Source organism: Hymenobacter humi (assembly GCF_042665855.1).
In the GTDB taxonomy this organism is placed as follows: domain Bacteria; phylum Bacteroidota; class Bacteroidia; order Cytophagales; family Hymenobacteraceae; genus Hymenobacter; species Hymenobacter humi.
In genome coordinates, this window is the sequence record NZ_JBHTEK010000001.1 from 1,611,031 (window position 1) to 1,635,380 (window position 24,350).

General features: G+C 62.5%; 27 protein-coding genes and 6 pseudogenes. 26 read left to right on the forward strand and 7 right to left on the reverse strand.

Annotation, left to right across the window (positions count from 1 at the left end; translation table 11 throughout):
- Nucleotides 1–171 precede the first annotated feature (171 nt).
- The 19 genes and pseudogenes from ACFQT0_RS09160 to ACFQT0_RS09250 all read left to right on the forward strand — a co-directional run bounded on the left by ACFQT0_RS09160 (nucleotide 172) and on the right by ACFQT0_RS09250 (nucleotide 13,752).
- Entirely contained in the window at nucleotides 172–801 is a 630-nt protein-coding gene (locus ACFQT0_RS09160; protein ID WP_380202143.1) for a hypothetical protein, read from the forward strand.
- A gap of 42 nt (nucleotides 802–843) precedes the next feature.
- Nucleotides 844–1,623 carry an orotidine-5'-phosphate decarboxylase gene (gene pyrF / locus ACFQT0_RS09165; protein WP_380202145.1) on the forward strand — a complete coding sequence of 260 codons (780 nt, stop codon included), beginning with the start codon at nucleotides 844–846 and terminating at the stop codon, nucleotides 1,621–1,623.
- Nucleotides 1,624–1,674: 51 nt separating this feature from the next.
- Nucleotides 1,675–2,268, forward strand: a complete 594-nt coding sequence (pyrE, locus tag ACFQT0_RS09170) for an orotate phosphoribosyltransferase (protein ID WP_380202147.1) — start codon at nucleotides 1,675–1,677, stop codon at nucleotides 2,266–2,268.
- A 190-nt stretch (nucleotides 2,269–2,458) separates the two neighbouring features.
- Nucleotides 2,459–3,487 (forward strand): annotated as a pseudogene (locus ACFQT0_RS09175) (phosphoribosylformylglycinamidine synthase subunit PurL); the annotation flags it as partial.
- Nucleotides 3,369–3,665: pseudogene (locus ACFQT0_RS09180) on the forward strand (hypothetical protein); the annotation flags it as partial. The pseudogenes ACFQT0_RS09175 and ACFQT0_RS09180, both read left to right, overlap by 119 nt.
- Nucleotides 3,666–3,803: 138 nt before the next feature.
- Nucleotides 3,804–4,067 carry an AIR synthase-related protein gene (locus ACFQT0_RS09185; protein WP_380205958.1) on the forward strand — a complete coding sequence of 88 codons (264 nt, stop codon included), beginning with the start codon at nucleotides 3,804–3,806 and terminating at the stop codon, nucleotides 4,065–4,067.
- Between the two features lie 426 nt (nucleotides 4,068–4,493).
- Nucleotides 4,494–4,715, forward strand: coding sequence for a hypothetical protein (locus tag ACFQT0_RS09190; RefSeq protein WP_380202149.1), 222 nt, complete (start codon nucleotides 4,494–4,496; stop codon nucleotides 4,713–4,715).
- Nucleotides 4,716–4,741: 26 nt separating this feature from the next.
- Nucleotides 4,742–5,116, forward strand: coding sequence for a hypothetical protein (locus ACFQT0_RS09195; RefSeq protein WP_380202151.1), 375 nt, complete (start codon nucleotides 4,742–4,744; stop codon nucleotides 5,114–5,116).
- A complete protein-coding gene (locus ACFQT0_RS09200; protein WP_380205959.1) occupies nucleotides 5,091–5,555 on the forward strand; it encodes an AIR synthase-related protein in 465 nt (154 codons plus the stop codon). The genes ACFQT0_RS09195 and ACFQT0_RS09200 overlap by 26 nt, the downstream gene beginning before the upstream one ends.
- Before the next feature lie 119 nt (nucleotides 5,556–5,674).
- Nucleotides 5,675–6,535 (forward strand): phosphoribosylformylglycinamidine synthase subunit PurQ, encoded by an 861-nt coding sequence (locus tag ACFQT0_RS09205; RefSeq protein WP_380202153.1) that lies wholly within the window; start codon nucleotides 5,675–5,677, stop codon nucleotides 6,533–6,535.
- An 18-nt stretch (nucleotides 6,536–6,553) separates the two neighbouring features.
- Nucleotides 6,554–8,374 carry a phosphoribosylaminoimidazolesuccinocarboxamide synthase gene (locus tag ACFQT0_RS09210; RefSeq protein WP_380202155.1) on the forward strand — a complete coding sequence of 607 codons (1,821 nt, stop codon included), beginning with the start codon at nucleotides 6,554–6,556 and terminating at the stop codon, nucleotides 8,372–8,374.
- 44 nt (nucleotides 8,375–8,418) lie between these two features.
- Nucleotides 8,419–8,637: pseudogene (locus tag ACFQT0_RS09215) on the forward strand (phosphoribosylamine--glycine ligase N-terminal domain-containing protein); the annotation flags it as partial.
- A gap of 187 nt (nucleotides 8,638–8,824) precedes the next feature.
- Nucleotides 8,825–9,688, forward strand: coding sequence for a phosphoribosylamine--glycine ligase (locus ACFQT0_RS09220; protein ID WP_380202157.1), 864 nt, complete (start codon nucleotides 8,825–8,827; stop codon nucleotides 9,686–9,688).
- Between the two features lie 16 nt (nucleotides 9,689–9,704).
- Nucleotides 9,705–10,391, forward strand: a complete 687-nt coding sequence (purN, locus tag ACFQT0_RS09225) for a phosphoribosylglycinamide formyltransferase (RefSeq protein ID WP_380202159.1) — start codon at nucleotides 9,705–9,707, stop codon at nucleotides 10,389–10,391.
- A gap of 84 nt (nucleotides 10,392–10,475) precedes the next feature.
- Nucleotides 10,476–11,066 (forward strand): hypothetical protein, encoded by a 591-nt coding sequence (locus ACFQT0_RS09230; protein ID WP_380202161.1) that lies wholly within the window; start codon nucleotides 10,476–10,478, stop codon nucleotides 11,064–11,066.
- Nucleotides 11,067–11,304: 238 nt separating this feature from the next.
- Nucleotides 11,305–11,931, forward strand: a complete 627-nt coding sequence (locus tag ACFQT0_RS09235; RefSeq protein ID WP_380205960.1) for an amidophosphoribosyltransferase — start codon at nucleotides 11,305–11,307, stop codon at nucleotides 11,929–11,931.
- Nucleotides 11,932–12,084: 153 nt separating this feature from the next.
- Nucleotides 12,085–12,270, forward strand: a complete 186-nt coding sequence (locus ACFQT0_RS09240; RefSeq protein WP_380202163.1) for a hypothetical protein — start codon at nucleotides 12,085–12,087, stop codon at nucleotides 12,268–12,270.
- A 29-nt stretch (nucleotides 12,271–12,299) separates the two neighbouring features.
- Entirely contained in the window at nucleotides 12,300–13,181 is an 882-nt protein-coding gene (locus ACFQT0_RS09245) for an AIR synthase-related protein (RefSeq protein WP_380202165.1), read from the forward strand.
- 154 nt (nucleotides 13,182–13,335) lie between these two features.
- The gene (locus ACFQT0_RS09250; RefSeq protein ID WP_380202167.1) at nucleotides 13,336–13,752 is read left to right on the forward strand and encodes a hypothetical protein; all 417 of its coding nucleotides are present in this window, start codon (nucleotides 13,336–13,338) and stop codon (nucleotides 13,750–13,752) included.
- 11 nt (nucleotides 13,753–13,763) lie between these two features.
- Here ACFQT0_RS09250 and ACFQT0_RS09255 read toward each other — a convergent pair.
- Nucleotides 13,764–15,181: pseudogene (locus ACFQT0_RS09255) on the reverse strand (nicotinate phosphoribosyltransferase).
- 377 nt (nucleotides 15,182–15,558) lie between these two features.
- Here ACFQT0_RS09255 and ACFQT0_RS09260 point away from each other — a divergent pair.
- Nucleotides 15,559–16,052 (forward strand): annotated as a pseudogene (locus ACFQT0_RS09260) (DUF1345 domain-containing protein).
- Nucleotides 16,053–16,187: 135 nt separating this feature from the next.
- Here ACFQT0_RS09260 and ACFQT0_RS09265 read toward each other — a convergent pair.
- Nucleotides 16,188–16,844, reverse strand: coding sequence for a response regulator (locus ACFQT0_RS09265; RefSeq protein ID WP_380202169.1), 657 nt, complete (start codon nucleotides 16,842–16,844; stop codon nucleotides 16,188–16,190).
- A 257-nt stretch (nucleotides 16,845–17,101) separates the two neighbouring features.
- Between ACFQT0_RS09265 and ACFQT0_RS09270 the strand changes: the two genes are divergently transcribed.
- Together ACFQT0_RS09270 and ACFQT0_RS09275 are read left to right on the forward strand one after the other, a co-directional pair.
- Complete coding sequence (locus ACFQT0_RS09270) at nucleotides 17,102–17,371, forward strand: hypothetical protein (RefSeq protein WP_380202171.1); 270 nt, start codon at nucleotides 17,102–17,104, stop codon at nucleotides 17,369–17,371.
- Nucleotides 17,332–17,748 (forward strand): LuxR C-terminal-related transcriptional regulator, encoded by a 417-nt coding sequence (locus ACFQT0_RS09275; RefSeq protein ID WP_380202173.1) that lies wholly within the window; start codon nucleotides 17,332–17,334, stop codon nucleotides 17,746–17,748. The genes ACFQT0_RS09270 and ACFQT0_RS09275 overlap by 40 nt, the downstream gene beginning before the upstream one ends.
- A gap of 46 nt (nucleotides 17,749–17,794) precedes the next feature.
- On the opposite strand, the gene ACFQT0_RS09280 is transcribed toward ACFQT0_RS09275, so the two are convergent.
- Nucleotides 17,795–18,316: a KdsC family phosphatase gene (locus ACFQT0_RS09280; protein ID WP_380202175.1), complete on the reverse strand. Its 522-nt coding sequence runs from the start codon at nucleotides 18,314–18,316 to the stop codon at nucleotides 17,795–17,797.
- Nucleotides 18,317–18,500: 184 nt separating this feature from the next.
- Here ACFQT0_RS09280 and ACFQT0_RS09285 point away from each other — a divergent pair, with 184 nt between their 5' ends.
- Nucleotides 18,501–19,409 (forward strand): DUF4440 domain-containing protein, encoded by a 909-nt coding sequence (locus ACFQT0_RS09285; RefSeq protein ID WP_380202176.1) that lies wholly within the window; start codon nucleotides 18,501–18,503, stop codon nucleotides 19,407–19,409.
- Nucleotides 19,410–19,584: 175 nt separating this feature from the next.
- Here ACFQT0_RS09285 and ACFQT0_RS09290 read toward each other — a convergent pair whose 3' ends face one another.
- The 4 genes and pseudogenes from ACFQT0_RS09290 to ACFQT0_RS09305 form a co-directional block, all read right to left on the reverse strand.
- On the reverse strand, nucleotides 19,585–19,911 hold the full coding sequence (locus ACFQT0_RS09290) for a 2Fe-2S iron-sulfur cluster-binding protein (protein ID WP_380202177.1): 327 nt from the start codon (nucleotides 19,909–19,911) through the stop codon (nucleotides 19,585–19,587).
- An 80-nt stretch (nucleotides 19,912–19,991) separates the two neighbouring features.
- Complete coding sequence (locus tag ACFQT0_RS09295; RefSeq protein ID WP_380202179.1) at nucleotides 19,992–21,008, reverse strand: NAD(P)/FAD-dependent oxidoreductase; 1,017 nt, start codon at nucleotides 21,006–21,008, stop codon at nucleotides 19,992–19,994.
- 148 nt (nucleotides 21,009–21,156) lie between these two features.
- Nucleotides 21,157–21,588, reverse strand: coding sequence for a hypothetical protein (locus ACFQT0_RS09300; RefSeq protein WP_380202181.1), 432 nt, complete (start codon nucleotides 21,586–21,588; stop codon nucleotides 21,157–21,159).
- 102 nt (nucleotides 21,589–21,690) lie between these two features.
- A pseudogene (locus ACFQT0_RS09305) lies at nucleotides 21,691–22,810 on the reverse strand (outer membrane beta-barrel protein).
- Between the two features lie 266 nt (nucleotides 22,811–23,076).
- Between ACFQT0_RS09305 and ACFQT0_RS09310 the strand changes: the two are divergent.
- The 3 genes from ACFQT0_RS09310 to ACFQT0_RS09320 are packed head-to-tail and all read left to right on the forward strand — an operon-like array spanning nucleotide 23,077 to nucleotide 24,346.
- Entirely contained in the window at nucleotides 23,077–23,331 is a 255-nt protein-coding gene (locus ACFQT0_RS09310) for a hypothetical protein (RefSeq protein ID WP_380202183.1), read from the forward strand.
- Nucleotides 23,328–23,813 (forward strand): hypothetical protein, encoded by a 486-nt coding sequence (locus ACFQT0_RS09315; RefSeq protein ID WP_380202185.1) that lies wholly within the window; start codon nucleotides 23,328–23,330, stop codon nucleotides 23,811–23,813. Before ACFQT0_RS09310 ends, ACFQT0_RS09315 begins: the two co-directional genes overlap by 4 nt.
- A gap of 53 nt (nucleotides 23,814–23,866) precedes the next feature.
- Nucleotides 23,867–24,346 carry a hypothetical protein gene (locus tag ACFQT0_RS09320; RefSeq protein WP_380202187.1) on the forward strand — a complete coding sequence of 160 codons (480 nt, stop codon included), beginning with the start codon at nucleotides 23,867–23,869 and terminating at the stop codon, nucleotides 24,344–24,346.
- Nucleotides 24,347–24,350: the final 4 nt, after the last annotated feature.

Consider the following 24,350-nt stretch of genomic DNA (forward strand, 5'->3'; position numbering starts at 1 on the left):
CGCCCTGGGAGCTCGAGGGGTCCGGGTATGAGCAGTTGGGGGCGATTTTCACCAAGACCGTGACCATGGAGCCCCGCCCGGGCCTGCCCGGCGACGAAGGCATCCTGCAAGTGGCCGACCAAACCCTGCTCAACCGCACCGACCTCCGCACCGAGGGGGCCGAGCCTGCTGGTGCAGGAGCACCTGCCGCGGCTGCGCCGCTTTGGCGTGCCCGTGTTTGTGAGCATCATGGCGCCCGGCGTGCCGGGCTTCCGCAAGATTGCGCGCTACCTGCAGCGCGAGGCCGGCGACCAGCTGGCGGGCCTGGAGGTGTACATCACGGCCCCCAACTCGGGCGCCGGGGCCGACATCACCGCCCGCCACGTGCGCGAAGCCACCGAGGCCGTACGCAACGAGCCTGCGCGACGACGCGGCCGTGATAGTGAAGCTGCCGCCGTGGCCCGACCACATCCGGGGCCTGGCCCTGGGCGCCCAGGAGGGCGGCGCCACGGCACTGGCCGCCACCAACACCCTGAAAGTGCTGCACCTGCCGGCCGACCCCAACGCCGCGCCGCTGGTGGGTGGGCTGTCGGGCGAGGCGCTGCGGCCCTGGCCCTGCGCTGCGTGTGGGAGCTGGCCCACGACGAACAACTGCACCTGCCCATTTTCGGCACGGGTGGCATCTTTACGCTGCGCGACGTGGAAGACTACCTCCGCGTGGGGGCTCATGCCGTGCAAGTGGCCAGCGGCGAATGGCTCTCGCCGGGGCTCTCGGCCCGGCTGGCGTCAGAAGTCGCGCTCAAATCGTCCGTAGCCCGGTAACTTCCCTCGTTCTTCGTCTCACTCTCCATCCCGCCCGTCCCGATGCAAAAGCTCCTCACCCGTGTTCAAACCGCCAATTCCCTGCTCTGCGTGGGCCTCGACCCCACCGGCGACGACGCCACGGCCACCCAGCGCCTGCAGGAAGTGGTAGCCCAAGCGGCGCCCTATGCCGCGGCGTTCAAGCCCAACCTGGCGTTTTTTCTGAGCCGCGAAAACGGCGTGGCCCTGCTCCAGCAGACGGTGCGCAGCATCCCCAAGGACATTCCGGTGATTCTGGACGGCAAATTCGGCGACATCGCCAACACCGCCGAGCAGTACGCCCGCTTCGCCTACGACATCGTGGGGGCCGACGGCGTGACGGTGAATCCCTACATGGGCGACGACACCATCCGGCCCTTTGCCCGGCCCGGCAAGCTGGTGTTTACCCTGGCGAAAACCTCCAACAAGCCCCAGCACGGCCTGCAGGACGCGGCCATGACCCGCGGCGGCTCCATCAGCGACTGGGCCGCCCGCCTGGCCAAGCTCATGGACGAAGAGCTCACCGAGGCCACCATCGGCCTGGTGGTGGGCGCGTCGGAGCCCGAAACGGTGGCCAAGCTGCGGGCCACGTGCCCTGACCAATGGTTCCTGGTGCCCGGCATCGGGGCGCAGGGCGGCGACTTGTCGGCCACGCTGCGCGCCGGGCTGCGGGCCGACGGCAGCGGCTTGCTCATCAACTCCTCGCGGGGCATTTGGCAGGCCGCCGATGCCGGTGCCGCTGCCCGGGAATTGCAGGAAGAAATCAACCAATTCCGGACGGTAGCAAGCCCCGCCCACACCTGACCAAAAAGCCGCTGTATAGCGGCTTTTTGCATCTTAGATTTTCCGTAAGAAATGACTCCATTTCCCGAAATTCATTCTTCCGCCACGCTCGACGCCGGCCTGCTGGAGCAGCAGCTGCGGCAGGAAGACGCGCTGCTGAGCGGGCACTTCCGGCTGTCGTCGGGCCTGCACTCCGATACCTACGTGCAGTGCGCCCGCTTCCTGCGCCGGCCTGAGCTGGCCGCCCCCGCCGCCGCAGCCCTGGCGGCCCGGATTCAAGCCGCCGGCCTGCAGCCAGACGTGGTGGTGGGCCCGGCTATGGGCGGCGTGGTGATAGGCTACGAGCTGGCCCGGCAGCTGGGCACGCCCGGCATTTTTACCGAGCGCGACGCCGATGGCCAGATGACTTTGCGCCGCGGTTTCACCATTGAGCCGGGCGAGAAAGTCATCATCGCCGAAGACGTAGTAACGACCGGCAAAAGCACGCTGGAAGTCGCCCGGGTGCTGCGCGAGCCTGGGCGCCGAAGTGCTGGCCGTGGCCTCGCTAATAGACCGGACGGGCGGAAAAGGTGGGCTGACTTTCCCGCATTTCGCCCTGCTTTCGGTCACAGCCGCGACCTTTGCGCCCGATACCTGCCCCCTGCGCCGCCGGCGTACCGGTGGTGAAACCCGGCAGTCGGCCGGAAAAAGCGTTTTAAGCGTTGTGTGTTTGAGTCTTTAGAAAATGAAAGAACGTCATGCAGAGCGCAGCGAAGCATCTTGCCCGTTTCGTTGCTCAAGCAATGATTTAGTGCCCCGAGCAAGATGCTTCGCTGCGCTCTGCATGACGTTTTAAGTATTGTCGCATAATCCTTCAATGACCGATACCCACACCATCCAGCTCACGCTGAAACCCGGCCAGCACGACGGCGACGGCCAGCGCGTGGCCGAGGCTGCCGCCCGCCACCTGGGCCTGGCCACCGGCCGCGTGCGCAGCGCCGCCCTCTACACGGTGCGCTACCCGCTCACCGAGAATCAGCTCAACGACTTCGCCACCCGTTGCCTCGCCGACCCGGTGCTGCACGACGTGCGCCTGAACGAGCTGACCGCCGCGCCCGGCTTTGCCACCTACATTCTGGTGGCCCGCCGCCCCGGCGTGACCGACGACGAAGGCACCTCCGCCCAAAATGCCCTGGCCGACCTGCTCAACGAGCCGCTGGATACGCACACCCAGCACATCTTCAGCAAGCGCCTCTACCTGCTCGAAAACGACCTGCCGGCCACCGACCTGCGCCGCATCGCCGAAGAATTGTTGGGCAATAAGCTCATCAACTGGCTGGAGGTAGGTCGCGTGGCCGATGGCATCCGCGACTACACGCCGCGCCCCGGCGGCGGCGCCGAAGCCATCACCGAAGTCATTTCGCTGACCGGCCGCAGCGATGCCGATTTGGTGCAGCTGTCGAAAGAGAACATCTATGCGCTGAACCTGGAGGAAATGCGGGCCGTGCGCGACTACTTCGCTGCTCCCGAAACCCAGGCCGAGCGCCAGGCCGCCGGCCTGCCCACCGACCCCACAGACTGCGAGCTGGAAATCATCGCCCAAACTTGGTCGGAGCACTGCAAGCACAAGGAGTTTTCGGCCCTCATCAACTACAAAGACCTGGAAACGGGCGAGGAGAAGCAGGTCGATTCGCTGTTTAAAACCTACATCAAAGACGCTACCTCCGAGGTAGACCGCCAGCTGCGGGCCAACGGCAACGACTGGCTGGTGAAGGTCTTCTCGGACAATGCCGGGGCCGTGCGCATCAACGCCGATTCTTTGTTTGTGTGGAAGGTGGAAACGCATAATTCGCCCTCTGCCATTGACCCCTACGGCGGGGCCATCACGGGCATTCTGGGCAACAACCGCGACCCACTGGCCACTGGCATCGGCGGCGCGCAGGCTGTTCAATACCAACGTGCTGTGCTTCGGCAACCCGGAGTACGACGGGCCGCTGCTGACCGGGCAGCTGCACCCGCGCCGCATTCTGGAAGGCGTGCGCAAGGGCATCGAGGACGGCGGCAACAAGTCGGGCGTGCCCACCGTGAACGGCGCCATCGTCTTCGACGACCGGTACGCCGGCAAGCCGCTGGTATACTGCGGCACCGGCGCTGTGATGCCGATGCAATTTGCAGGCAAAGACTCCTGGGAGAAAATCATCGACGCCGGCGACCGCATCATCATGGCCGGCGGCCGGGTCGGCAAAGATGGCATCCACGGCGCCACGTTCTCCAGCATTGAGCTGGACGAAACCGCGCCCGCCACGGCTGTGCAAATCGGCTCGCCCATTACCCAAAAGCTGGCCATGGATTTCCTGCTGCTGGCAGCCCGCCGCGGTCTGCTCAAGTGCAGCACCGACAACGGCGCGGGCGGCCTCTCGTCTTCTGTGGGCGAGCTGGCTGGCATCAGCGGCGGCGCGGTAGTGGAGCTGGAGCGCGTGCCCTGAAGTACCCCGGGCTGCGGCCCTGGGAGATTTTTGTAAGCGAATCGCAGGAGCGGTTTACGCTGGTAGTCGAGCCCGGCAAAATGACCGAGTTGCTGACCCTGGGCCAGGAAATGGAAGTTGAGCTAACCGACATCGGCTACTTCACCGCCGATGGCTTCCTGGACGTGCGCTTTGACGGCGCGCCCGTGGCCCGGCTCAACATGGAGTTCTTGCACGAAGGCGTGCCGCGCAAAATCCTGGAAGCGGAGTGGACGGGAATGAATGAAGAATTAAGAATGAAGAATGAAGAATTAGCCATGACGGCTGCCAATTCCTCACTCCTCACTCCTCATTCCTCATTCGACTACACGGCCACGTTGGGCCAGCCTGCTGGGCTCGCTCAACATCTGCTCGCGCGAGTCGGTCATTCGCCAGTACGACCACGAGGTGAAGGGCCGCACCATTGTGAAGCCCTTGATGGGTGCGACCGGCCAGGCGCCGCAGGACGCGGCCGTGGTGCGCTTCAATTTCGAGAGTTGGGAGGGAGTGGCCGTGAGCAACGGCATTCTGCCGCGCTACGGCGATTTGGACGCCTACCACATGTCGGCCGGCGCGTTTGACGAGGCCGTGCGGCAGATTATTGCAGTAGGAGGAGGCTGCCCAACCTGACGCCCGGCGACGGCATTTTCTGGTCGGTGAACGACAACTTCTGCGTGCCTGATTCGGTGTACGACCCCGTCATCAACCCCGACGGCAAGCAGAAGCTGGCAAAGTTGGTGCGCATGTGTGAGGCCCTGCGCGACGCCACAGCCGCCTACTGCATCCCGCTCACTAGTGGGAAGGACTCGATGAAAAACGACTTCAAGGCCGATGGCGTGAAGATTTCGGTGCCGCCCACCGTGCTCTACTCGATGACGGCCAAGATGGAAGACGTGCGCCGCGCCATCACCTCCGACTTCAAGCAAGCCGACGACGCGGTGTACCTGCTCGGCGAAACCCACGACGAGCCTGGGCGGCTCCGAGTTCTACGCCCTGCACGGCCGCCTGGGCGCCAATGTTCCCAAGGTTGATTTCGAAAAGGCCAAGGCCCTTTATACCCTCGTCGGCCAGGCCAACGACCAACACCTCATTCAATCCTGCCACGACCTGAGCGACGGCGGTCTGGCCGTAGCGCTGGCCGAATGCACCTTTGGCTACGACTGCGGCGCCACGGTTGAGCTGCCGGAAAATGGCCTGTCGCTGCCGGTGCAGCTGTTTTCAGAGTCGCATTCCCGCTTCCTGACCACGGTGGCGCCGGAGGACGTGGTGGCTTTTGAGCAACTGCTCGGCAGCCGCGCCGCTCGCCTGGGCACGGTTACGAAAGAGCCGCGCCTGGTGGTGCGCCACGGCAGCCGCGAGGTGATTTCGGCCGACTCCGATGTGCTTCGGAGTATATGGACCAATGGGCCTGTAAATCAATTACTAGGCGTTGGCGACGTGGCCAATGTCTCACATTCAACTTCACTGTAATGGCACAAGACTCATTTCCTCCGGCCCAAAAGCCTTTTGAGATGGTACAAGATGCCACTCGGGTAGCACATAAAGTTCAAATCCAGGCACAAGCCGGCGAGCCCAGGCGCGTAGGCGCGGTGCAGGCACTGATTCTGACCGGCTTCGGCATCAACTGCGAAGAAGAATTCGCGGCAGCCTACCGTTTGGCGGGCGCGCAGGCCACCATCGTGCACCTCAACCAAGTGCTGCACGGGCAGGTAAGCATCCACGATTTCGACATTCTGAACTTCCCCGGCGGCTTCTCCTTTGGCGACGACCTGGGCTCGGGCGTGGTGCTGGCTAACAAGCTGCGCTACCGCCAGACCGGTGCCGGCGGCCGCACGCTGCTCGACGACATCAAGGAGTTCATCGCCGCTGGCAAGTTTGTGCTCGGCATCTGCAACGGGTTTCAGGTACTGGTGAAATTGGGCCTGCTGCCCAACCTGAGCGGCCACGTGACGCCCGAAGTCACGCTGACCCACAACGCCAGTGGCCGCTACGAAGACCGATGGGTAACGCTCCGCGTGAACCCACTAACCCAAACGCCCTTCCTGAAAGGCATCGATACGCTGGAAGTGCCCGTGCGCCACGGCGAGGGCCGGCTCGTGATTTCCGACCCTGCCATTCAGCAGCGCATCGAAGCCGCGGGCCTGAACTGCCTGAGCTACCTCGACGCCGCCGGCGACGGCACCGGCGTGTACCCCTTCAACCCCAACGGCGCGGCCCTGAACTGCGCCGGCCTCACCGACCCCACCGGCCAGGTATTCGGCCTTATGCCGCACCCGGAGGCCTTTCTCTCGGCCTACAACCACCCGGACTGGGCCCGGCGTCGGCGGTTGAATCCTTCAGCTTCCGAAGAAGGCGAAGGGCTCCAGATTTTTAAGAACATCGTGGCGCACATTACCCATTCGCGTACCGCAGCCACAGCTGCGGAAAATGAATTTGCCACTCAGAGCTAGTCTCCTGTACAGTCGCTAATGAACACGCTCACCCAGTTCGCTTCTCCTCAGCTGCCATTGCTGCACCGCGGCAAAGTCCGCGACAGCCTGCGTGCGCCCTCCGGCGACCGGCTCATCATCGTCACCGACCGCCTTTCGGCGTTTGATTCGGTGCTGGAAACGGCCATTCCGCACAAAGGCGCCGTGCTCAACGGCCTGGCCAATTTCTGGTTCGACAAAACCCAGCACATCATTCCGAACCACGTGCTCAAGCTCGTGGATGCCAACGCCATGCTGGTGAAAGAGGCCGAGCCCATCAAGGTGGAAATGGTAGTGCGACAGTACCTCACCGGCTCGATGTGGCGCGGCTACCAGGCCGGGCAGCGTACGTTCTCGGGCGTAACGGTGCCCGACGGGCTGACCAAAAACCAGGCGTTTCCGCACTCCATCGTGACGCCCACGACCAAGGAGGAATCGGACCGCGAAATCACCCCCGAAAACCTGGTGAGCGAAGGCTGGGTGACCAAGGAACTCTACGACCAGATGGCCGTGAAGTCCCAGATGCTGTTTGCCGTGGGCTCGCAGGCGCTGGCCGAAAAGGGCATTATCCTGGTGGATACCAAGTATGAGTTTGGTCTGCTGAACGGCAAACTGATTCTCATCGACGAGATGCACACGCCGGACTCGTCCCGGTTTTGGAGTACCGAAGACTACGCCCAAAACCCCGAAACGGCCGAGCAGATGGACAAGGAGTACGTCCGCCAGTGGCTCATTGCCAATAAAAAAGACGGCCAGTACCCCCGCGCCCTCACGCCGGAAGTAGCCCAGGAAGCCAGCCGCCGCTACCTCAACATCTACCAGCGCATCACCGGCCAGGCCCTGCCGACCGCAGAGACTGAAGCCGCCGACGCGCCCCACACCGGCCGCCACGACGCCCGTGCACGCCTGCTGGCCAACCTGGTGCAGGCCGGCCTGGTGAAGGACGCTTGGGTGAACATCGTGATGAGCTCGCCCACCGACAAGGAGCACTGCCTGAAAATCCGGGAGCAGTTTGAGGGCTACGGCATCTTCACGCAGCTGCGCGTGACGTCGGCCCACAAAAACGGCGAAGTCATTGCCGACATGGCCGAAATCTGGAACAACAGCATCGAGCCCGGCGTCATTATCGCCGCAGCCGACCTCTCCAACGGCCTCGGCGGCGCGCTGGCGGCCAACGTGAACGTGCCCGTCATCAGCTGCCCGCCGTGGAAGGATTACGCCGAGCCTGGCCATGAACCTCAACTCGTCGGTCATCATGCCCAGCGGCACCCCCAACCTGACGGTGGTGCGCCCCGACAACGCCGCCCAGGCCGCCCTGCGCGCCCTGAACCTGCCCCGCCTGCGCGAGCGGCTCAACCAGGACATCAAAGCCACCAAAGCCAAGCTGAAAGCCGCCGACGCCGAGCTGCGCGTGCTGTAGCCACCCACCGGAAACGCATGGAAGCCTCCACTCCTGAACAACTAGTTGCCGCTTACATCGACGCCTACAACCGCTTCGATGTGGAAGGCATGCTGGCGCCCCTGCACGACGACGTGGAGTTCCGAAACGTTGCCAACGGCGAAGTAAACCTGACCACCACCGGCAAGGAAGCCTTCCGCCAACAAGCCGAGCAGGCCACGCAGTATTTCTCTGAGCGGCGGCAGCACGTCACGCAGTGGGAAGTGAGCAATCACCGGGTAGAAGTTACCATCGACTTCACGGCAGTGGCGGCCATCGCCTTACCCAAGGGATTGAAACCGGGCGACACCTTGCACCTGCAGGGCAAGTCCGTGTTCCGCTTCCAGGACGGCAAAATCATTTTCATCGAAGACATTAGTTAAGGCCTGACCTAGGCTCCCCTATTTTGACCACATCCCAAACCGTTTTGCTCCTGGGCTCCGGCGCCCGCGAGCACGCGCTAGCCGAAAAGCTGACCCGCGACGGGGCCACGGTGCACGTGCTGCCTGGCAACGCCGGCATTCCGAACAGCCACCCCGATGTCAACCCGCTGGAATTTGAAGCGGTACGAGCCTTTGCCCAGGCGCACGAGGCCCAGCTGATAGTGGTGGGCCCCGAGGCGCCGCTGGCTGCCGGCATCACCGACTTTTTTGCCGGTTCCAACATCAAGGTATTTGGCCCAACCCGCGCCGCGGCCCGGCTGGAAAGCTCCAAGGTGTGGAGCAAGGACTTCATGCGCCGCCACGGCGTAGCCACGGCCCAGGCCTGGCAGTTTCGCAGCGACAACATCGCGGCGGCCCGCGCCAAAGCCGCCGAGCCTGGGCGGGCACGTGGTGGTGAAGTACGACGGCCTCGCAGCCGGCAAAGGCGTGTACGTGTGCTCGTCGCTGGAAGAAGCCGAAGCGGCCCTCAGCGAGCTGCAAACGCAGTTTACGGGCTGGTTTTCCTTCCTGCTGGAAGAAAAGCTGACCGGTCCCGAAATCAGCATCATCGGCCTCACCGATGGGCGCGAAATCAAGCTGCTGGCTACCTCGCAGGACCACAAGCGCCTGCTGGCCGGCGACCAGGGCCCCAACACCGGCGGCATGGGCGCCTACTGCCCCGTGCCATTCGCCAACGACAACGTGCTGGCTGCCATTCGGCGCGACATCATCGACCCCACGCTGCGCGGCCTGCAAAACGAGCAGTTTGCGTTTCACGGCTTCCTGTATTTCGGCATTATGCTCACGCCCAGCGGACCCAAGCTGCTGGAATACAACGTGCGCCTCGGCGACCCCGAAGCCGAAGTGCTGCTGCCCGCTCTGGATAGCAGCCTGCTCAAGTTGATTGAAGCGACCCTGGATGGCACGCTGGCCCTGCAAACCGTGCGGCAGCGGCCCGGCGCATTCGTGGGAGTGGTGCTGGCCTCGGGCGGCTACCCGGCGCCGAAGTTTCCCACCGGCTTCCCCATCACGGGCCTCGACCAACTGCCGGCGCACGTGCGGGCCTACCACGGCGCCACCCGGCTCGACGCCGAGGGCCGGCTCGTGACCAACGGCGGCCGCGTGCTGGTGCTCACCGCCCATGGCCCCGATTTGGAAACGGCCACCGCCCGCGCCTACGAGGCCTGCGCCAAGGTCACTTTCCAGGACGCCTACTACCGCCCCGACATTGCCCAACGCCCGGCGCCCGTGCTAAGCGCCAGCGCCGTAAATTGAAGTTGAAAACTCAACCATGAGCAGCCACACTCCCGCCGAAGCGAATCATCAAGCACCCCAGTTTTCGGGTGGCGCGAGCGTGGCGACGCCCGGCGAAGGGCCGCGGAAAGCCCGTTTGGCCATTCTGCTCTCGGGCCGTGGGTCCAATATGCTGTCGCTAGTGCAAGCCACCAAAACCGGCGCGCTGCACGGCCTGGCCGAAGTAGCCGTGGTGTTCAGCAACCAGCCCGACGCGCCCGGCCTGGCGCTGGCCGCCGCCCAGGGTTGCCCGGTGGCCTCATTGCCCAGCCAGGGCCGCAAGCGGGAGGCTTTTGATGCCGAAGCCGCGGCGCTACTCCAGCAATACGCCCCCGATTTTGTGGTGCTGGCGGGCTACATGCGCATCCTGTCGCCGGCGTTTATTCAGCCGTTTGCAGGGCGCATTCTCAACATTCACCCCGCCGATACGCACCAACACCAGGGCCTGCACGCCTACGAGTGGGCCTTCGATAACAAGCTGGCCGAAACCAAAATAACCGTGCATTTGGTTGACGAAGGTCTCGACACTGGGCCCATTCTGGCTCAAGAACCGGTGGACTTGCGCGGGGCCGATACCCTCGCCGAAGTAGAGCGCCGCGGCCTGGCCGTGGAGCACCGGCTTTACGCCCAAACCCTAGCTGAATTAATCAAAAAAGCACGTCATGCAGAGCGCAGCCAAGCATGACATCCAATATTTAGTAAGACTTAATACCCCAATCCAATGTGTGGAATAGTAGGTTTTCATGGCCCCGACGACGTCGTAGCTGATATGGTGGTTGGCCTCACCGCCCTGCAACACCGGGGGCAGGACGCGGCCGGCATCGCCACGTTCGACGGCACCTCGTTCCACCTGCACAAGGGCCAGGGCTTGGTGAACGACGTGTTCAAAAAGAAGCACCTGAAGAAGCTCAAGGGCAACAGTGGCATCGGCCACGTGCGCTACACCACCCAAGGTGCCAACGATTCCAATCTGGCCCAACCCTTCACCACGAGCTACCCATTTGGCCTGGCGATGGTGCACAACGGCAACGTCATCAACTTTCGCGACGTGGCCAAGCGCTTGCACGAGAAGTACCACGTGCTGCCCAAAACTACCAACGACCTCGAGCCTCATCATGTACACCTTCGCCTCGGAGCTGCGCGTAAAGAACCTGGACAACCTCTCGGTAGTCGACATTTTCGACGCCGTGGAAACCACCCAGGAGCTGGTGGAGGGCGCCTACGCCACCATCACGCTCATAGCAGGGCACGGCCTGCTGGCCTTCACCGACCCGCTGGCCATCCGGCCGCTGGTGTTGGGCCGTCGCGACTCGCCCGCCGGCCCGGTGTACGCCTTCGCGTCGGAAAGCACCTGCTTTGACTTTCTGGGCTTCGAGTTCATTGAAAACGTGGGCCCCGGCCAGGCCATTTTCATTGACAACAACTTCCAGGTTCATTACAAGAACCCTTACGAACTACCCAAGAACTTCTGCGCCTTCGAGCAAATCTATTTTGCCCGCGAAGACTCCGTCATCCACGGCCGGCTGGTGGCCCGCGAGCGGGTGCGCCTGGGCAAGGTGCTGGCCCGCAAAGTGGCCAATGCCGGCATCAAGCCCGACATGGTGATTGATGTGCCGAGCAGCGGCTACTTCTCGGCCTCCGGCCTGGCCGAGGCCATTGGCGTGCCCTACCGCCGTGCGCTGGTGAAGAACAACCACATGGGCCGTTCCTTCATCGTGGCCACCCAGGCCGGCCGCGAAGACGTGGTAAAGAAGAAGCTCAACCCCATCCGCGAGTTTGTGCAGGGTAAAAAAGTGGCCGTGGTGGACGACAGCATCGTGCGCGGCACCACCTCCCGCCGCATCGTGCGCCTGCTACGCGACGCCGGCGCCACCGAGGTGTATTTCATTTCCAGCGCGCCGCCCATCGTGTCGCCCTGCATCTACGGCATCGACATGGCCATGAGCACCGAGCTGATTGCGGCCAACTACACCGAAGACGAAATCTGCCGCTACATCGAAGCCGACAAAGTCATTTACCAGGATTTGGAGGATTTGCAGGAGCTGTTTTCGGAAGAAAAAGGCCACGGCGGCAGCTGCTTCGCCTGCTTCTCTGGCAAATACCCCACCGGCGACGTGACCCACTACCTGCGCCACGTGCAGGAAGAGCGCGCCAGCCACCGCCCCGAAAAAGGTAAGAAAAACCTATCGGTGAGCGCAAAAGCGCCCGAGCCCACGGAGCACTAGTCCGTATCAAAATAGAAGAACGTCATGCAGAGCGCAGCGAAGCATCTTTACCGAAGTAGTAATCTAATCGACAGGATTAGTCGGGCGGTAAAGATGTTTCGCTGCGCTCTGCATGACGTGCTGTTTGCCCTTTAAAAAAGTCCAAAGCTTCCCATGTCCACTTCAACTGAAAATCCCGCCGGCTACTCCATCGAAGAAGGCAACGCCGCCTCGCGCAACGCCTACAACTGGTCGAAAAAACCTTCCAGAACCGCAAAGGCAAGCCCGGCGAGCCCGCCCAGGACCTCGACGGCGGCTTCTCCAACGAAATCCGTTTCGGAGCCGAGCGCCTCGGCATAAGCTCAGACGGCATCGGGACCAAGATTGAAGTGGCCGAGCGCCTGAACAAGTACGACACCCTCGGCTACGACCTCATCGCCATGACCGCCGACGACCTCATCGCCGCCGGCTTCGTGCCCACCAACCTCTCCAACATCATCGACGTGAACCACCTCGACTACGACGTGGTGGACCAGATGATGCGCGGCCTGCACGATGCCGCCAACTTCGCCCAACTGGCCATCACCGGCGGCGAAATCGCGGAGTTGGGCAACCGCATCGGCGGCTGGCCGGGCGCCAAAATGAACTTCAACTGGTGCTCCACGGCCATCGGGGTGTTGCACCCCAGCCTGGCCCAACCCCTGAGCGGCAAAACCGCCCAGGCCGGCCATGTGGTGGTGGCCCTGCGCTCGCCCTCGTTCCGCTCCAACGGCTACTCGCTGGCCCGCAAAACCCTGCAGAAGGTATTCGGCGACAACTGGCACGAAGCCGATTACGACGGGCTCGATGCCGGCGAGTATCCCACCTGGGGCGATGCCATGCTCGCGCCCTCGCTCATCTATGCGCCCGGCGTGGCCGCTCTGCTCGACGCCGGCCTGCCGCTCCACGCCGTGGCCCACATCACCGGCGGCGGCCTGGCCGATAACTTCCAACGCGTGCTCAAGAACGGCCTCGGCGCGGTGCTCGACAACCTGTTTCCGCCCCTGCCCGCCATGCAGCGCCTCTGCGAAATCGGCGACATCACCCCCGAAACTGCCTATCTCTACTGGAACATGGGCACCGGCATGCTCCTGGTGACCGAGGAAGCTGCCGCCGCTGCCGTAGTGGCCTCGCTGCAAGCCAGTGGCTACGATGCGCAGGTAGCAGGCCACCTCACTGCTGAAGCTGGCGTGACGCTGCGCGTGGGCGCGGGCGAGTTGCGGTACGCATAGAGTTCAGATTAACCGAAAAAGAACGTCATGCTGAGCGCAGCCGAAGCATCTCGCGTGTGGTAGTAACTCAACTGAATGGTTTACTGCTGCATGCGAGATGCTTCGGCTGCGCTCAGCATGACCGTTTGGTGAACTACTTAAACAGTCCCAGTGAATGAAATATTATTGTCAGGACAATTTCGATGACCTCCCCGAAAATGCGTGGCATTCATTGCTTGACAGAGTTATTGGGAATGCAACCCATTTCGAGGTAAGCCGGATATTCTCAAAAGCTCCATTTTCGGCAGCATTCACCGCTGCGGAGGTGCCTTTGCCTCAGAATATTAATAGGCCCTATGCGGCTACTAACCGCTTCTTATTGACGCCAGAGGTGATTGCTCAAGTGAAAAGCAAAACCTACAGCGACTGGGACAATCATGATTCAGAAGACCCTGCTTTTTATCAGGAAGACGTACTTCTTCTTGGGACAATAACCCATGAAGATTATGTGGTGATGCGGCTTGATGAAAAAGACAGGTTTGAGCTAAATAGCCAAGGCTTCGACTTCTGGTGCGAATGGAACTTCAATTAATTTGACGTTACTCACGCTCCACGCACCGGCCGCTTCTCCAGAATCAACTTGGTGCGGTAGTCATTCAGCCCCATTTCCAGCCCAACCGGGAAGGTGTGGGGATTGAGGAAGCGGCGGACGCTGGGGTCCAGGCTTTGCACTTCGCGCTGGGCATGGGCGCGGCTTTCGGTGAGGCTGGGAAGGTCCAATACCCGTTTTCCTTGGCGGAATACAGGCTCCAGTAGCTCCTTGAACTTGGTTTCGGGCTTGATGAGTAGGCGGCGGGTGGCATCGGCGGGGTCCACGATGGTGAGCTGGTCGGGGAGGGGCTCGGCGGTGTTGTAGAGCATGTCGGCGCGGGGCTTGCCGTACTCGTTGAGGTAGCGGCGCACCTGCAGGATGCCGGGAATGCTGGTTTTGGCCACTTGCTCCGAGAGCTTGATGGTGAAGTCCCAGCCCGAGTCGTCGGCCTTGCGCAGGGCGGCCAGCTTGTACACGCCGCCCAGGGCCGCCTGGTTGTAAGCCGTCACGAGTCGCGTGCCCACGCCCCAGGTATCGATGCGGGCGCCCTGCTGCTTGAGGCTGGTGATGAGGTTTTCCTCCAAATCGTTGCTGGCCACGATGCGCGTGTTGGTAAAGCCAGCCTCGTCGAGCACGGCGCGGGCCTCGCGGCTGAGGTAGGCCAGGTCGCCCGAATCGAGGCGGATGCCGGCCAGGCTCGTGGCCGTTGGCGCGCATCTCGCGGGCCACCTTGATGGCCTGGCGCACGCCCTCGATGGTGTCGTAGGTATCGACCAGAAACACGGAATCATCCGGAAAGGCCTGCGCGTAGGCCGAGAAAGCCTGCGTTTCGTCGCCAAACGCCTGCACCCAGGCGTGGGCGTGGGTGCCGCGCACCGGGATGCCGTAGCGCTGCCCGGCCAGCACGTTGCTGGTGGCATCGGCGCCGCCCAGGTAAGCGGCGCGGCTGGCCCCCAGGCCCCCATCAAACCCCTGGGCCCGGCGCAGGCCGAACTCGAGCACTTGGTCGGCGGGCCCGGCGGCTTCGCGGATGCGGGCGGCCTTGGTGGCAATCAGGGTTTGGAAGTTGACGAGGGTGAGCAGGGCCGTTTCCAGCAGGGGCTTGCAGCAGTGGCCCGCGCACGCGCACGAGTGGTTCGTTGCCGAACACCACGGTGCCCTCGGCCACGGCGTCGATGTCGCAGGTGAACTTGAGCTGGCGCAGGTATTCCAGGAATTCCGGCGGGAACAGCGCGGTGCCTTTGCTGCCGCGCAGGCTGCTGAGGTAGGCCAGGTCGTCGTCGGAAAAACGCAGATTTTCCACCCAATCCACGGCCAGGGCCAGCCCGGCGGCCACCGCGTACCCGCCCTGAAACGGCGCCTTGCGGAAATACAGGTGAAACACCGCCTCGCGGTCCTGCATGCCCTGCTGCCAGTAGCCGTAGGCCATCGTGAGCTGATACAAATCGGTGACGAGGGCCAGCGAGGGCGCGTAGAGGCCGGAAAGGGGGCTGAATTCATATGGCAACGTGGACTGGTAAGGGGAAGTACGGCCCAGCTGCAAAGGAAGCCATAGCGCCGGGATTACTTTTCGGGTTTCCCACGCCTCAGCCCCGTACTTTGCGCCCCGTGCCACAGTCATCTACTGCCGTTTTTCGTTACACGCGCCGCTTGGGCCTGCTTTCGGCGAAGCACCGGCTGGCGATTGGGCTGGTGCTGGGGGCCGTTTCGTGGGCTCTCGCGCCCGACGGTATCGACGCCATCAGCCGTTGGGTGGCCGCCTGGGACATATATGCCGGAACCACCCTGCTTCTAATCGGGGCAGCCATGTTCACTGCCGACGCGGCCACCATCCGCAAGGTGGCCAACAGCGAAGACCTGGGCCGGCTGCTGGCCTTCGTATTTGTGCTGGTAGCGGCCCTTGCCAGCCTGCTGGCCGTGGTGGCCCTGATGGGTACAATAGACACGCTTTCGCGCACGGCCCTCACGCAGCACGTGGCCCTGAGCATTGTGGCCGTGCTCGAGGCGTGGCTGCTGGTGCACACCGTGTTTACGCTGCACTACGCCCATATTTATTACGACAACGACGAAAAAACGGCTCCGACACCCGCGGGCTGGACTTTCCCGGCAACGACCCCGAGCCCGACTACCTCGACTTCGCCTACTTCGCCTTCACCATCGGCATGGCCGCCCAAACGGCCGACGTCACCATTCCCGGCAAGCGGCAGCGGCGCACGGCCTTGCTCCACGCCATCATTTCCTTCGGCTTCAACACGGCCATTGTGGCCCTGAGCATCAGCGCGCTGGCCGGGCTTCTTTAGTTGCTGGTTGCTGGTTGCTAGTTGTCAGTTTCTAGTTGCCAGTGATGATGAGTAGTTGTTTTCTTCATGTATTTCTACACAAAGAACCAATTACCAGCAACTTACAAATAGCAACCAGCAACTGATAACCAGCAACTAAGATATCAGCCCGCGGCTGACGGCGAGCTTGATGAGGGCGGCGGTGTTCTTGGCCTGGGTTTTGGCGATGATGTTCTGGCGGTGCGTTTCGATGGTGCGCTTGCTCGTGAAAAGCTTGTCGGAAATCTCGCCGTTGGTCATGCCTTCGGCAATGAGCTTGAGCACTTCCAACTCGCGGGTGGTGAGGTCGGACCCGGCGTGGGCTTCGCCCACCTCGTGCACCGGCGCCAAGGGCTGAGACACGGCCTTGTATAGCATGTTGAGGCCGATTTCGGAGCACAAAAACGGGTTGCCGGCCGCTACGGTGCGAATGGCGTAGGTGATTTCGCTGATGGCCGCGTTTTTGAGCACGTATCCCGAGGCCCCCGCTTCGAACATACGCGTGACGTAGTTTTCGTGGTCCAGCATGGTGAGCACCAGGACTTTGGTATCGGGGAAGCGTTGGCGGAGCTCGGGAACGGTGGCAAATCCGTCGAGCACGGGCATCTGGACGTCCATCAGCACCACGTCGACGGGCATGGTTTCGAGCATCGACAGCACTTCGGCCCCGTTACTGGCTTCCCCTACCACGTCGAGGTCGGCGTCGGCGGAAAGAAGCGCCCGGATGCCGTCGCGCAGGATGGTGTGGTCGTCGGCAAGAAGAATGCGAATCATAGCTAAGGAGGAGTTTGGGATACCGAAACGGCTGGCTCCATACAAAGTTGGCTCAACGCTGGTATACGGAATACCGTACTACGTATTTATACGAAAGGTAAAACTCCTGTAGGGCCATTTACTGGGATTAATACGGCTTTTACACCTGGTTCCACGGTTGAGCTTAGCTCAACCTGTACTTTCGGAGCGGTTTCATCCGGGCGGTGTTCGATACCGCAATAATCAATATCTTACATTTCGCTCCTCCATCACTTCCAATGATTAGCTTGCTGCTCACCGACGGCCATCTCCCGACCCGCGAGGCTCTGCGCGCAGGGCTGGGTGCCACGGCGTGCCTGGAGGTGGTAGGCGAAGCCGGCACGGGCGCCGAGCCTGCTCGACGAACTGGCCCGCACCACGCCCACGGTGGTGCTGCTCGACCTGAGCCTGCCCGGCCCCGACACCTTTGCGCTGCTGCCGGCGCTGCGGCGGCAGTACCCCCCTGCGCGTGCTGGCGCGGGCCGAACTCACCAACGAATACTACGTGACCCGCGCCTTCGACCTCGGCGCTCACGGCTACCTCCTGAAATCGGCGCAGACGGCCGAGCTCGTGCACGGCATCACCACGGTAGCGGTGGGCCGGCCGTTTCTGTGCTCTGCTATCGGCATGGCCTTGCTGGGCCGGCTCAAAGCCGCGGCTACGCCCAGCCCCGCGGCCCAGGCGTCGCTGGGTTTGAGCAAGCGCGAAATGGAAGTGCTGGTATTGGTGGCCCAAGGCCTAACCAACGCCGAAATCGCGCTCAAGCTTTTCACGAGCAAGCGCACCATCGAAACCCACCGCCAGAACATCATCGCCAAAACCCAGGCCAAGAACACCGCCGCCCTCATCAAGCTCGCCGCCAGCCAGGGCCTGCTGCCGGAATAACGAGTGGCTGAGTGAGGGAGTGACTGAGTGGTAATATTCCTCCCATTCACTCCCTCACTCTTTTTAGTCGCAGTTTTGGGCGGCAATGATGAACTCGGCCAGGCTCGCGGAAGCAGCCGTGCCCGCCGGCCACCTGGCAATGGAAGTCGGCCACCGAGCGGGCGAAAGACGTGGCATCGCCGGGGCAGGCCGACAGGCCCACCAGCTTCAGGATTTCAAGGTCGTTGGTGTCGTCGCCGATGAAGGCCACCTCCTCGGCAGCCAGGCCGGTCCGGGCCAGAATGCTCTGCAGGCAGACCGGCTTGTCTTTGATGCCCAGGTGCAACTCCTCGATGCGGAGCTTGGCGGCGCGGGTGCGCACCGAAGGCGAGGTTTCGCCCGTCATGATGCCCGTCTCGATGCCGTGGTGGCGCAGGCGCTCCACGCCCATGCCGTCGCGGATGTTAAAGCGCTTCATTTCCTCGCCCCGCTCCGAATAATACACGCCGTTGTCGGTGAGCACGCCGTCGCAGTCGGTGAGTACCAGGCGGATGCGGCGGGCGCGGGCGGTGAGGTCGGCTAATTTCATAAAACAAGGAAAAGCAGCGGTGAAAAGCACCCAATGTGGGCCAGGTGGGTCAATGAGGCCGCAAGAACGGCACAGAACCGCAAAAGGAAATTGTACAGGAATTGTAATTATCCCGGAAAGTGTATCTTGGGCTTGAAAACCATTGCTATTGTATCGTATGAAGAATCACTTGGCTATGGGGGCTGTGCTGGCCCTGTTGATTCCCGCAGTGGCCCAAGCCCAGGCACCGCGCGATGCCGTGATAGCCGCCGAGACGGCTTTTGCCGCCCAGGCCGTGCAAGCTGGCACCGGGCCTGCCTTCCTGGCAAATAGTGCCCCCGCGGGCCTGATTGTGGAACAGGGCAAGTGGGCCAACGCCCAGGAGGTCTGGAAAGCCCGCCCAGCCCGGCCCGGCAGCCGCCTGGTGTGGTACCCCGTGCTGGCCGATGCCGCCCAGTCCGGCGACCTGGGCTACACCACCGGCCCGTGGACGTCCTTCAAAAACGATGAGCCGCAGGCTTCGGGCGAGTACGTGACCGTGTGGCGCAAACAGCCCGATGGCAAGTTGAAATTTGTGGTGGACATGGGCATCGAGCGCATCGGTGTCGCGCCCGCGAAGGCAGCGGTGGTGCCCCAGCCGCGCCTCCAGGCAGCGGCTGCCACGCCCAGCACCGCTCCCTCCAACATCGTGCTCGACGTCGACCGCAAATTTGCCACGGCCCAGCAGCTGAAGCCCGGCGCTACTTACCATCAGTACCTGAGCAGCGAGGCCCGGCTTTACCGCCCCGGCCTGTCGGTGATGCAAGGCGCTGCCGCCGCTGCCAACATGAAAAATCTCGACGGTGGTTATCTCTTCACGCCGGCAACGGGGTACCTGGCCGCGGCCGGCGACCTGGGCTACGTGGTGGGCACCCTGCACCGCCCCCGCGGCGCCAAGCACCCGGAAGAAAACGGCAGCTTCCTGCGCATCTGGCGTCGCGAAGCCGTGGACGGCTGGCGCATCGTGCTGGAGATATTCAACTTTACCCCTGCAACAGTGGCCGCCGTGGTAGCCCCGGGGGCCAGCAATGCCTCGGCCACGCCCGGGCAGGCGCCCGTCAAGAGCCCGCAATAAACAAAGGTGACGCCGCCCGGTGCGGGCTGAAAACGCTTCCAGAAAAAGTCCACTTCGCACCTGGCAAAATGCGACAAGCCCCGGCACTAAGCAGTACCGGGGCTTGTCACATATCAGGGCAGGTTGCTTTGAGAGGACGGCTTGCCAGGGGCTGCTGCCTTGCAATGACAGATGGTTACGCGCCAGTGGGAGCAAGGCGCACCACCAGTCCGTCCATGCGGGGCGTGAGGCGAATCTGGCAGCTCAGGCGGCTGCCTAGGTGCACTATGGGCAGGGTTTCGAGCATGTCGAGCTCGTCGTCGCCGGGCTCGGGGAGGGCCGGGCCGGCCAGCACTTCTACGTGGCAGGTGGCGCAGAGCGCCATGCCCCCGCAGGTGGCCATGATGTCGTAGCCACTGGCTTTCAGCAGCTCCATCAGGCTCAGGCCCATGTCGGTGGGGGCTACAATTTCGGTACGTTGGCCGGGCGCTTCTTCTACGTAGATGCGGATGTCTTCTTCCATAAAGTGAATGTATGAATGAGTAATTGAGTGAATGAGTGGTCAGGCGTCTTAGCTATTCACTCATTCACTCAATTGCTCATTCACATCGTGGGTACCCCGTTCACCGTGGTGTACTTCAGGGTGTACTTTTTGTCGGGGTAGATGTACTTGAACGCGCCCTGGCACATGAGCGCGGCCTCGTGGAAGCCGCACAGAATGAGCTTGAGCTTGCCGGGGTAGGTGTTGATGTCGCCGATGGCAAACACGCCGGGCAGCGAGGTGCTGTAATCGAGGGTGTCGACCACGATGGCGTCGTCGGTCAGCTCAAGGCCCCACTCGCCGATGGGGCCGAGCTTGGGCGTGAGGCCAAACAGCGGAATGAAATGGTCGAGCGGCACGGTTTCGGCGGTGCCGTCGTTGGCAGTGATGGTCACCTGGGCCAGCTTGCCGTTGCCGTGCAGGTGCGTCACGTTGGAGCTGAGCACCAGCTTGATTTTGCCGGCTTCGGCCAGGGTCTTTACTTTCTCGGCCGAGTCGGCGGCGCCGCGGAACGTGGTGCCGCGGTGCACCAGGGTCACATCGGCGGCCACGTTGGCGAGGAAGTTGGTCCAGTCCAGGGCCGAGTCGCCGCCGCCGGCAATGACGATTTTCTGGTCGCGGAAGTGCTCGGGGTCGCGCACCATGTAGTGCACGCCTTTGCCGCCTTCAAACTGCTCGAGGTTTTCCACGGCCGGCTTGCGGGGCTCAAACGAGCCCAGGCCGCCGGCAATGGCCACGGCCTTGCAGTGAATCTCGGTGCCGTCGGTGGTGTAGAGCTGGAAGGAGCCGTCGTCGAGCTTGGCAAACCGCTCCACCCGCTCACCCAGCGTGAAGGTGGGGTGGAACGGCTCAATCTGCTTCATCAGGTTGTCGACCAGGTCGCCGGCCAGGATTTCGGGAAAGCCGGGAATGTCGTAAATCGGCTTCTTGGGATAAATTTCGGAGAGCTGGCCACCGGGCTGGGGCAGGGCGTCTACCACGTGGCAGCGGAGCTTGAGCAAACCGGCTTCAAAAACGGCAAACAGACCGACCGGGCCGGCCCCGACAATACAGATATCCGTGGAAATTACGTTGGGCATAATAGCAATAAGTGCCTGAACAGGCGCCTGGTGAAAAGCGGCCGTAAAGGTACGGCCCGCAGCCGGGGCAGCCAACGGCGGCCCGTTTTATAACAACGGGAAGCCCCAAAACGTTGGCCGATGCCCGGGCGTGGCCCACAAAAATCTATTAGCCCGCAGCGCGTTCGCTAAGTTCCGGCTCTAACTCAGGCTTGAGTTCGTCGAGGAACTGAGCGGCTTCCCAGATGGTCAAAAAGTGGCGCACGGGCATGGCCTGGCTGGTGGTGATTTCGTCGGAGTACCGGCGCGTGGGCAGGCCCGGCACGTGCACTTCGGCCACCATGCTCACGCCGCGCTGCACAATAAGCTGCTCCACCGCCTGGAACTCCTCCAACAGGTTGTAGTTGACCTGGTTAACCACCTGCATGTCGCTGAGGATGCTGAACCCCGGCCGGACCTCGGCTAGCGCAGCACTCCAGTCTTCCCGATAATACGGCAGGGCCCGGGCCTGCTGCATTGGGTCAAAATTCTGGTAGAACAGCCGGTTTTTGTCATCTTCAACGGTAAGCTGGTATTCAGGACGGAAAGCAATAACGCGCATAGGGCAACTATCTCATAGCAAAGCGAGTCCGGATAAATACTTAGGGCTCGGAAGGGTTACAATATTAATACGTAGCAAGTTTATATTACTAAAATCCGGTAACTAAAATGAGATGGCCAGGCTCGACGTGAGGTTGCCGTAGCTGTCGGCGCTGGGGTCCTCGGCCCGCTGAAAGACCGGCGCCCGGCCGCGCAGGTAGCGGCCTTCTACCCGCAGCAGCACGTTGGTAGTAGGAGCATAGTCGAGGTTGAGCGAGCCGCCGCCCGCCCGAAAATCGGGTTCTCCCGGGTTCGGAGTAATTCCGCTGATGATGACACCGCGCTCGGCGAAATAATATTCGGCGCGAGCAGCCGCCGTCCACTTGGCGGCCAGTTGGTAGCGCGCGAAGGCGGCGCCGGTGTGCCAGGTGTCGTAGTGGCCGTACCGTTCGGTTTCCTGCTTGCCCACGTCGAAGACGCCGGCCAGGCTCAGGCGGTCGGTGAGGGCATAGGTCAGGTAAAAGTTGTGGAAGTAGCGCCGGCGCGTGTGGCTGCCGAAAGGCTGCTCATCGCCGAAAAAGAGCTGCTGTTGAGCAGCAGCTTGGAGCTGGGCTTCCACTGAATCTGGGTGCCGAGGGCCTTTTTCTCGTTGGTTTCTCGGATAAGCTGCCAGCCGTTGAGCACCAGGGCCGTCAGGCTCAGCTTGGGGTCGGCTTCGTAGGTGAAGCGGGCGCCCGCTTCGTAGTAGGGCGAGTTTTCGGCCATGATGGAGCGGGTCAGCGTCCAGTTGTCTTTGCTGATGGCCGACTCAAACCCGATGTGCGACGTGAAAATGCCCGCGTCGAGCCAGGCTTTTTGAACGGCCGGAAACCGGCATACGCCTCATAGAGGTGGCGAAACGTGGGATTTTCGGCGGCGTAGTTGGCTTCTACATACGAGCCGGTGTGCAGGCCAAGGGCTCCGCGCACCTGGTCGTTGTTGTAGCGCACGCCCACCACGGCCTGGTTCACGCTGAACTCGTTTTGGCGGTTGTGACAGTACAGAAAACCGGGCCGAAAATTGGACCCATCATTCCCGAAATCGTAGCCGTAATACGCATCCACCACGCCATAATAGCTCAACGGGTTCGGGGCTGTGGTGGGCGCTGGGTTGGTCACCGCTTTAACCGAGTCGATAGGAGGGGTAGTCTGGCTGTGGGCAGTAAGGGCCGATGCCAGTAGAAGTGAGAGGAAAACGTGTTTCATGCGCGGCAAAGGTGGTGGGTTTTGGCTTGCTGCTTAATCGCCAAAGTCCCAATAGGCATTACAAGGGAAAATGGGTCTGCAGTTGTATGACGTGTACTAGAAGCGGCGGCGGTGCGTTTAGCGTTTAGGTTTTCGGCCGCGGGGCAATTCGTTGCGTAATGCCTATACTTCGCCCCAAAACCTTGCCTAGCGCTTTACCTATGCCGATATCCGTTTCCGTGGGGCTGCCCGCTTCGCGTCTTTTTCGTCGTTTCCGGCTTGCCGGAGTGCTTTTAGGGACGATTTCACTGCTGGGCAGCTGCGGCGGCTCCGACACTTCCGAAACCAAAACGGCCAGCTCCCCCAAAGGAACCAAATCCACTGCCACGGCCCCCGCGGCCCCCGAAGCTGCTCCGTTACGGGTCAGTGTGTTTCTGGAGTACTCGGGCGGCATGAAGGGCTTCGTGCCCCGCGGCGGCGCCGACAAGCCCCGACGGAGTTTCAGCAGCGCATCGGCGCGCTTATCACCGAAACCCAGGTGAGTGGCGCCATCGCCGACCACAAGTACTACCTCTGCGAAAATGCCGCCCCCAAGGCCGTGCCGTTTCAGCAGCTGCGCAATGTGGTGCAGGGCGAAGTCAACCAGGCCGCCCTCGGCACCGAGCTGCCGCAGATGCTCGAAGGCATTCTCAACATGCCGCAGGCCACTCAGCAGGTGAGTGTGGTGATTTCCGACTTCATCTACGGCCCGGCCCGCAAGTCCGACTTCTCGCAGCTGCCCAACCTCATTCGCACGTCCATCGCGCCGGTGAGCCAAAAGCAGCTGGCGGTGGCGGTGTTCGGCGAGGCCTCCCGCTTCTACGGGACCTATTTCCCGGCCGTGAAGACGCCTGTGCAAAAGCGCACGCTAAACGGCGAGAAGGTGCCGTACTACGTGTGGGTGATTGGGCCACCCGCGCTGGTGGCCCGCTACACGGCCGAGGTGTTCAAGAACGCGCCGGCCCAACAGGCCTTTTTGGGCTGAAAACCGATACCCCGGCCTTTGCGCCCCTGCTCACCAAGCTCACGGAACCTAAAATGAAGCCTAGCGGCAGCGTGTACGGCGAAGGCAACGGCCTCACCATGAACGTGTCGGACGACCCGGCCGAGTTTACGGTGGGGCTTAATTTGAAAGAATTGCCGGCCGCCTGGCAGAAACCGGCATTTTTGGCCCAACATGTGCGGGTACGCCTGCCCAACGGTCAAGCTTCGTTGCTGCCCAACTCGGTGCGCCTGCTCACCGACGACGAGCAAAGCGGGCAGCCGGTGCTGGCTCCCTTCACCCACGTGATGCGCCTGCGGGTGAGCAAGCTGGCGGCCCCCACCGCCACGCTCAGCCTGGCGCTGCCCGCCCCGGAAACGCCGGAATGGGTGGCCGCTTGGTCGACCGCCAACGACAACACCCCGGCGCCGCGCACGTTTGGCCTCGACCAAATTCTGGCCGGCGTTCGCCAATCGTATCCAAGCCCTTTGCCGCCCGTATTTACAGTTCAGCTTCCGCTCAAAAACGATAAATAACCCG

Coding starts and splice junctions, on each gene's coding strand:
- pyrF (WP_380202145.1), top strand. CDS start 844: ATGCAAAAGCTCCTCACCCGTGTTCAAACCGCCAATTCCCTGCTCTGC.
- pyrE (WP_380202147.1), top strand. CDS start 1,675: ATGACTCCATTTCCCGAAATTCATTCTTCCGCCACGCTCGACGCCGGC.
- ACFQT0_RS09185 (WP_380205958.1), top strand. CDS start 3,804: ATGGCCGGCGGCCGGGTCGGCAAAGATGGCATCCACGGCGCCACGTTC.
- ACFQT0_RS09210 (WP_380202155.1), top strand. CDS start 6,554: ATGAACACGCTCACCCAGTTCGCTTCTCCTCAGCTGCCATTGCTGCAC.
- purN (WP_380202159.1), top strand. CDS start 9,705: ATGAGCAGCCACACTCCCGCCGAAGCGAATCATCAAGCACCCCAGTTT.
- ACFQT0_RS09230 (WP_380202161.1), top strand. CDS start 10,476: ATGGTGGTTGGCCTCACCGCCCTGCAACACCGGGGGCAGGACGCGGCC.
- ACFQT0_RS09235 (WP_380205960.1), top strand. CDS start 11,305: ATGGTGATTGATGTGCCGAGCAGCGGCTACTTCTCGGCCTCCGGCCTG.
- ACFQT0_RS09240 (WP_380202163.1), top strand. CDS start 12,085: ATGTCCACTTCAACTGAAAATCCCGCCGGCTACTCCATCGAAGAAGGC.
- ACFQT0_RS09250 (WP_380202167.1), top strand. CDS start 13,336: ATGAAATATTATTGTCAGGACAATTTCGATGACCTCCCCGAAAATGCG.
- ACFQT0_RS09265 (WP_380202169.1), bottom strand. CDS start 16,844: ATGATTCGCATTCTTCTTGCCGACGACCACACCATCCTGCGCGACGGC.
- ACFQT0_RS09270 (WP_380202171.1), top strand. CDS start 17,102: ATGATTAGCTTGCTGCTCACCGACGGCCATCTCCCGACCCGCGAGGCT.
- ACFQT0_RS09280 (WP_380202175.1), bottom strand. CDS start 18,316: ATGAAATTAGCCGACCTCACCGCCCGCGCCCGCCGCATCCGCCTGGTA.
- ACFQT0_RS09290 (WP_380202177.1), bottom strand. CDS start 19,911: ATGGAAGAAGACATCCGCATCTACGTAGAAGAAGCGCCCGGCCAACGT.
- ACFQT0_RS09295 (WP_380202179.1), bottom strand. CDS start 21,008: ATGCCCAACGTAATTTCCACGGATATCTGTATTGTCGGGGCCGGCCCG.
- ACFQT0_RS09300 (WP_380202181.1), bottom strand. CDS start 21,588: ATGCGCGTTATTGCTTTCCGTCCTGAATACCAGCTTACCGTTGAAGAT.
- ACFQT0_RS09320 (WP_380202187.1), top strand. CDS start 23,867: ATGAAGCCTAGCGGCAGCGTGTACGGCGAAGGCAACGGCCTCACCATG.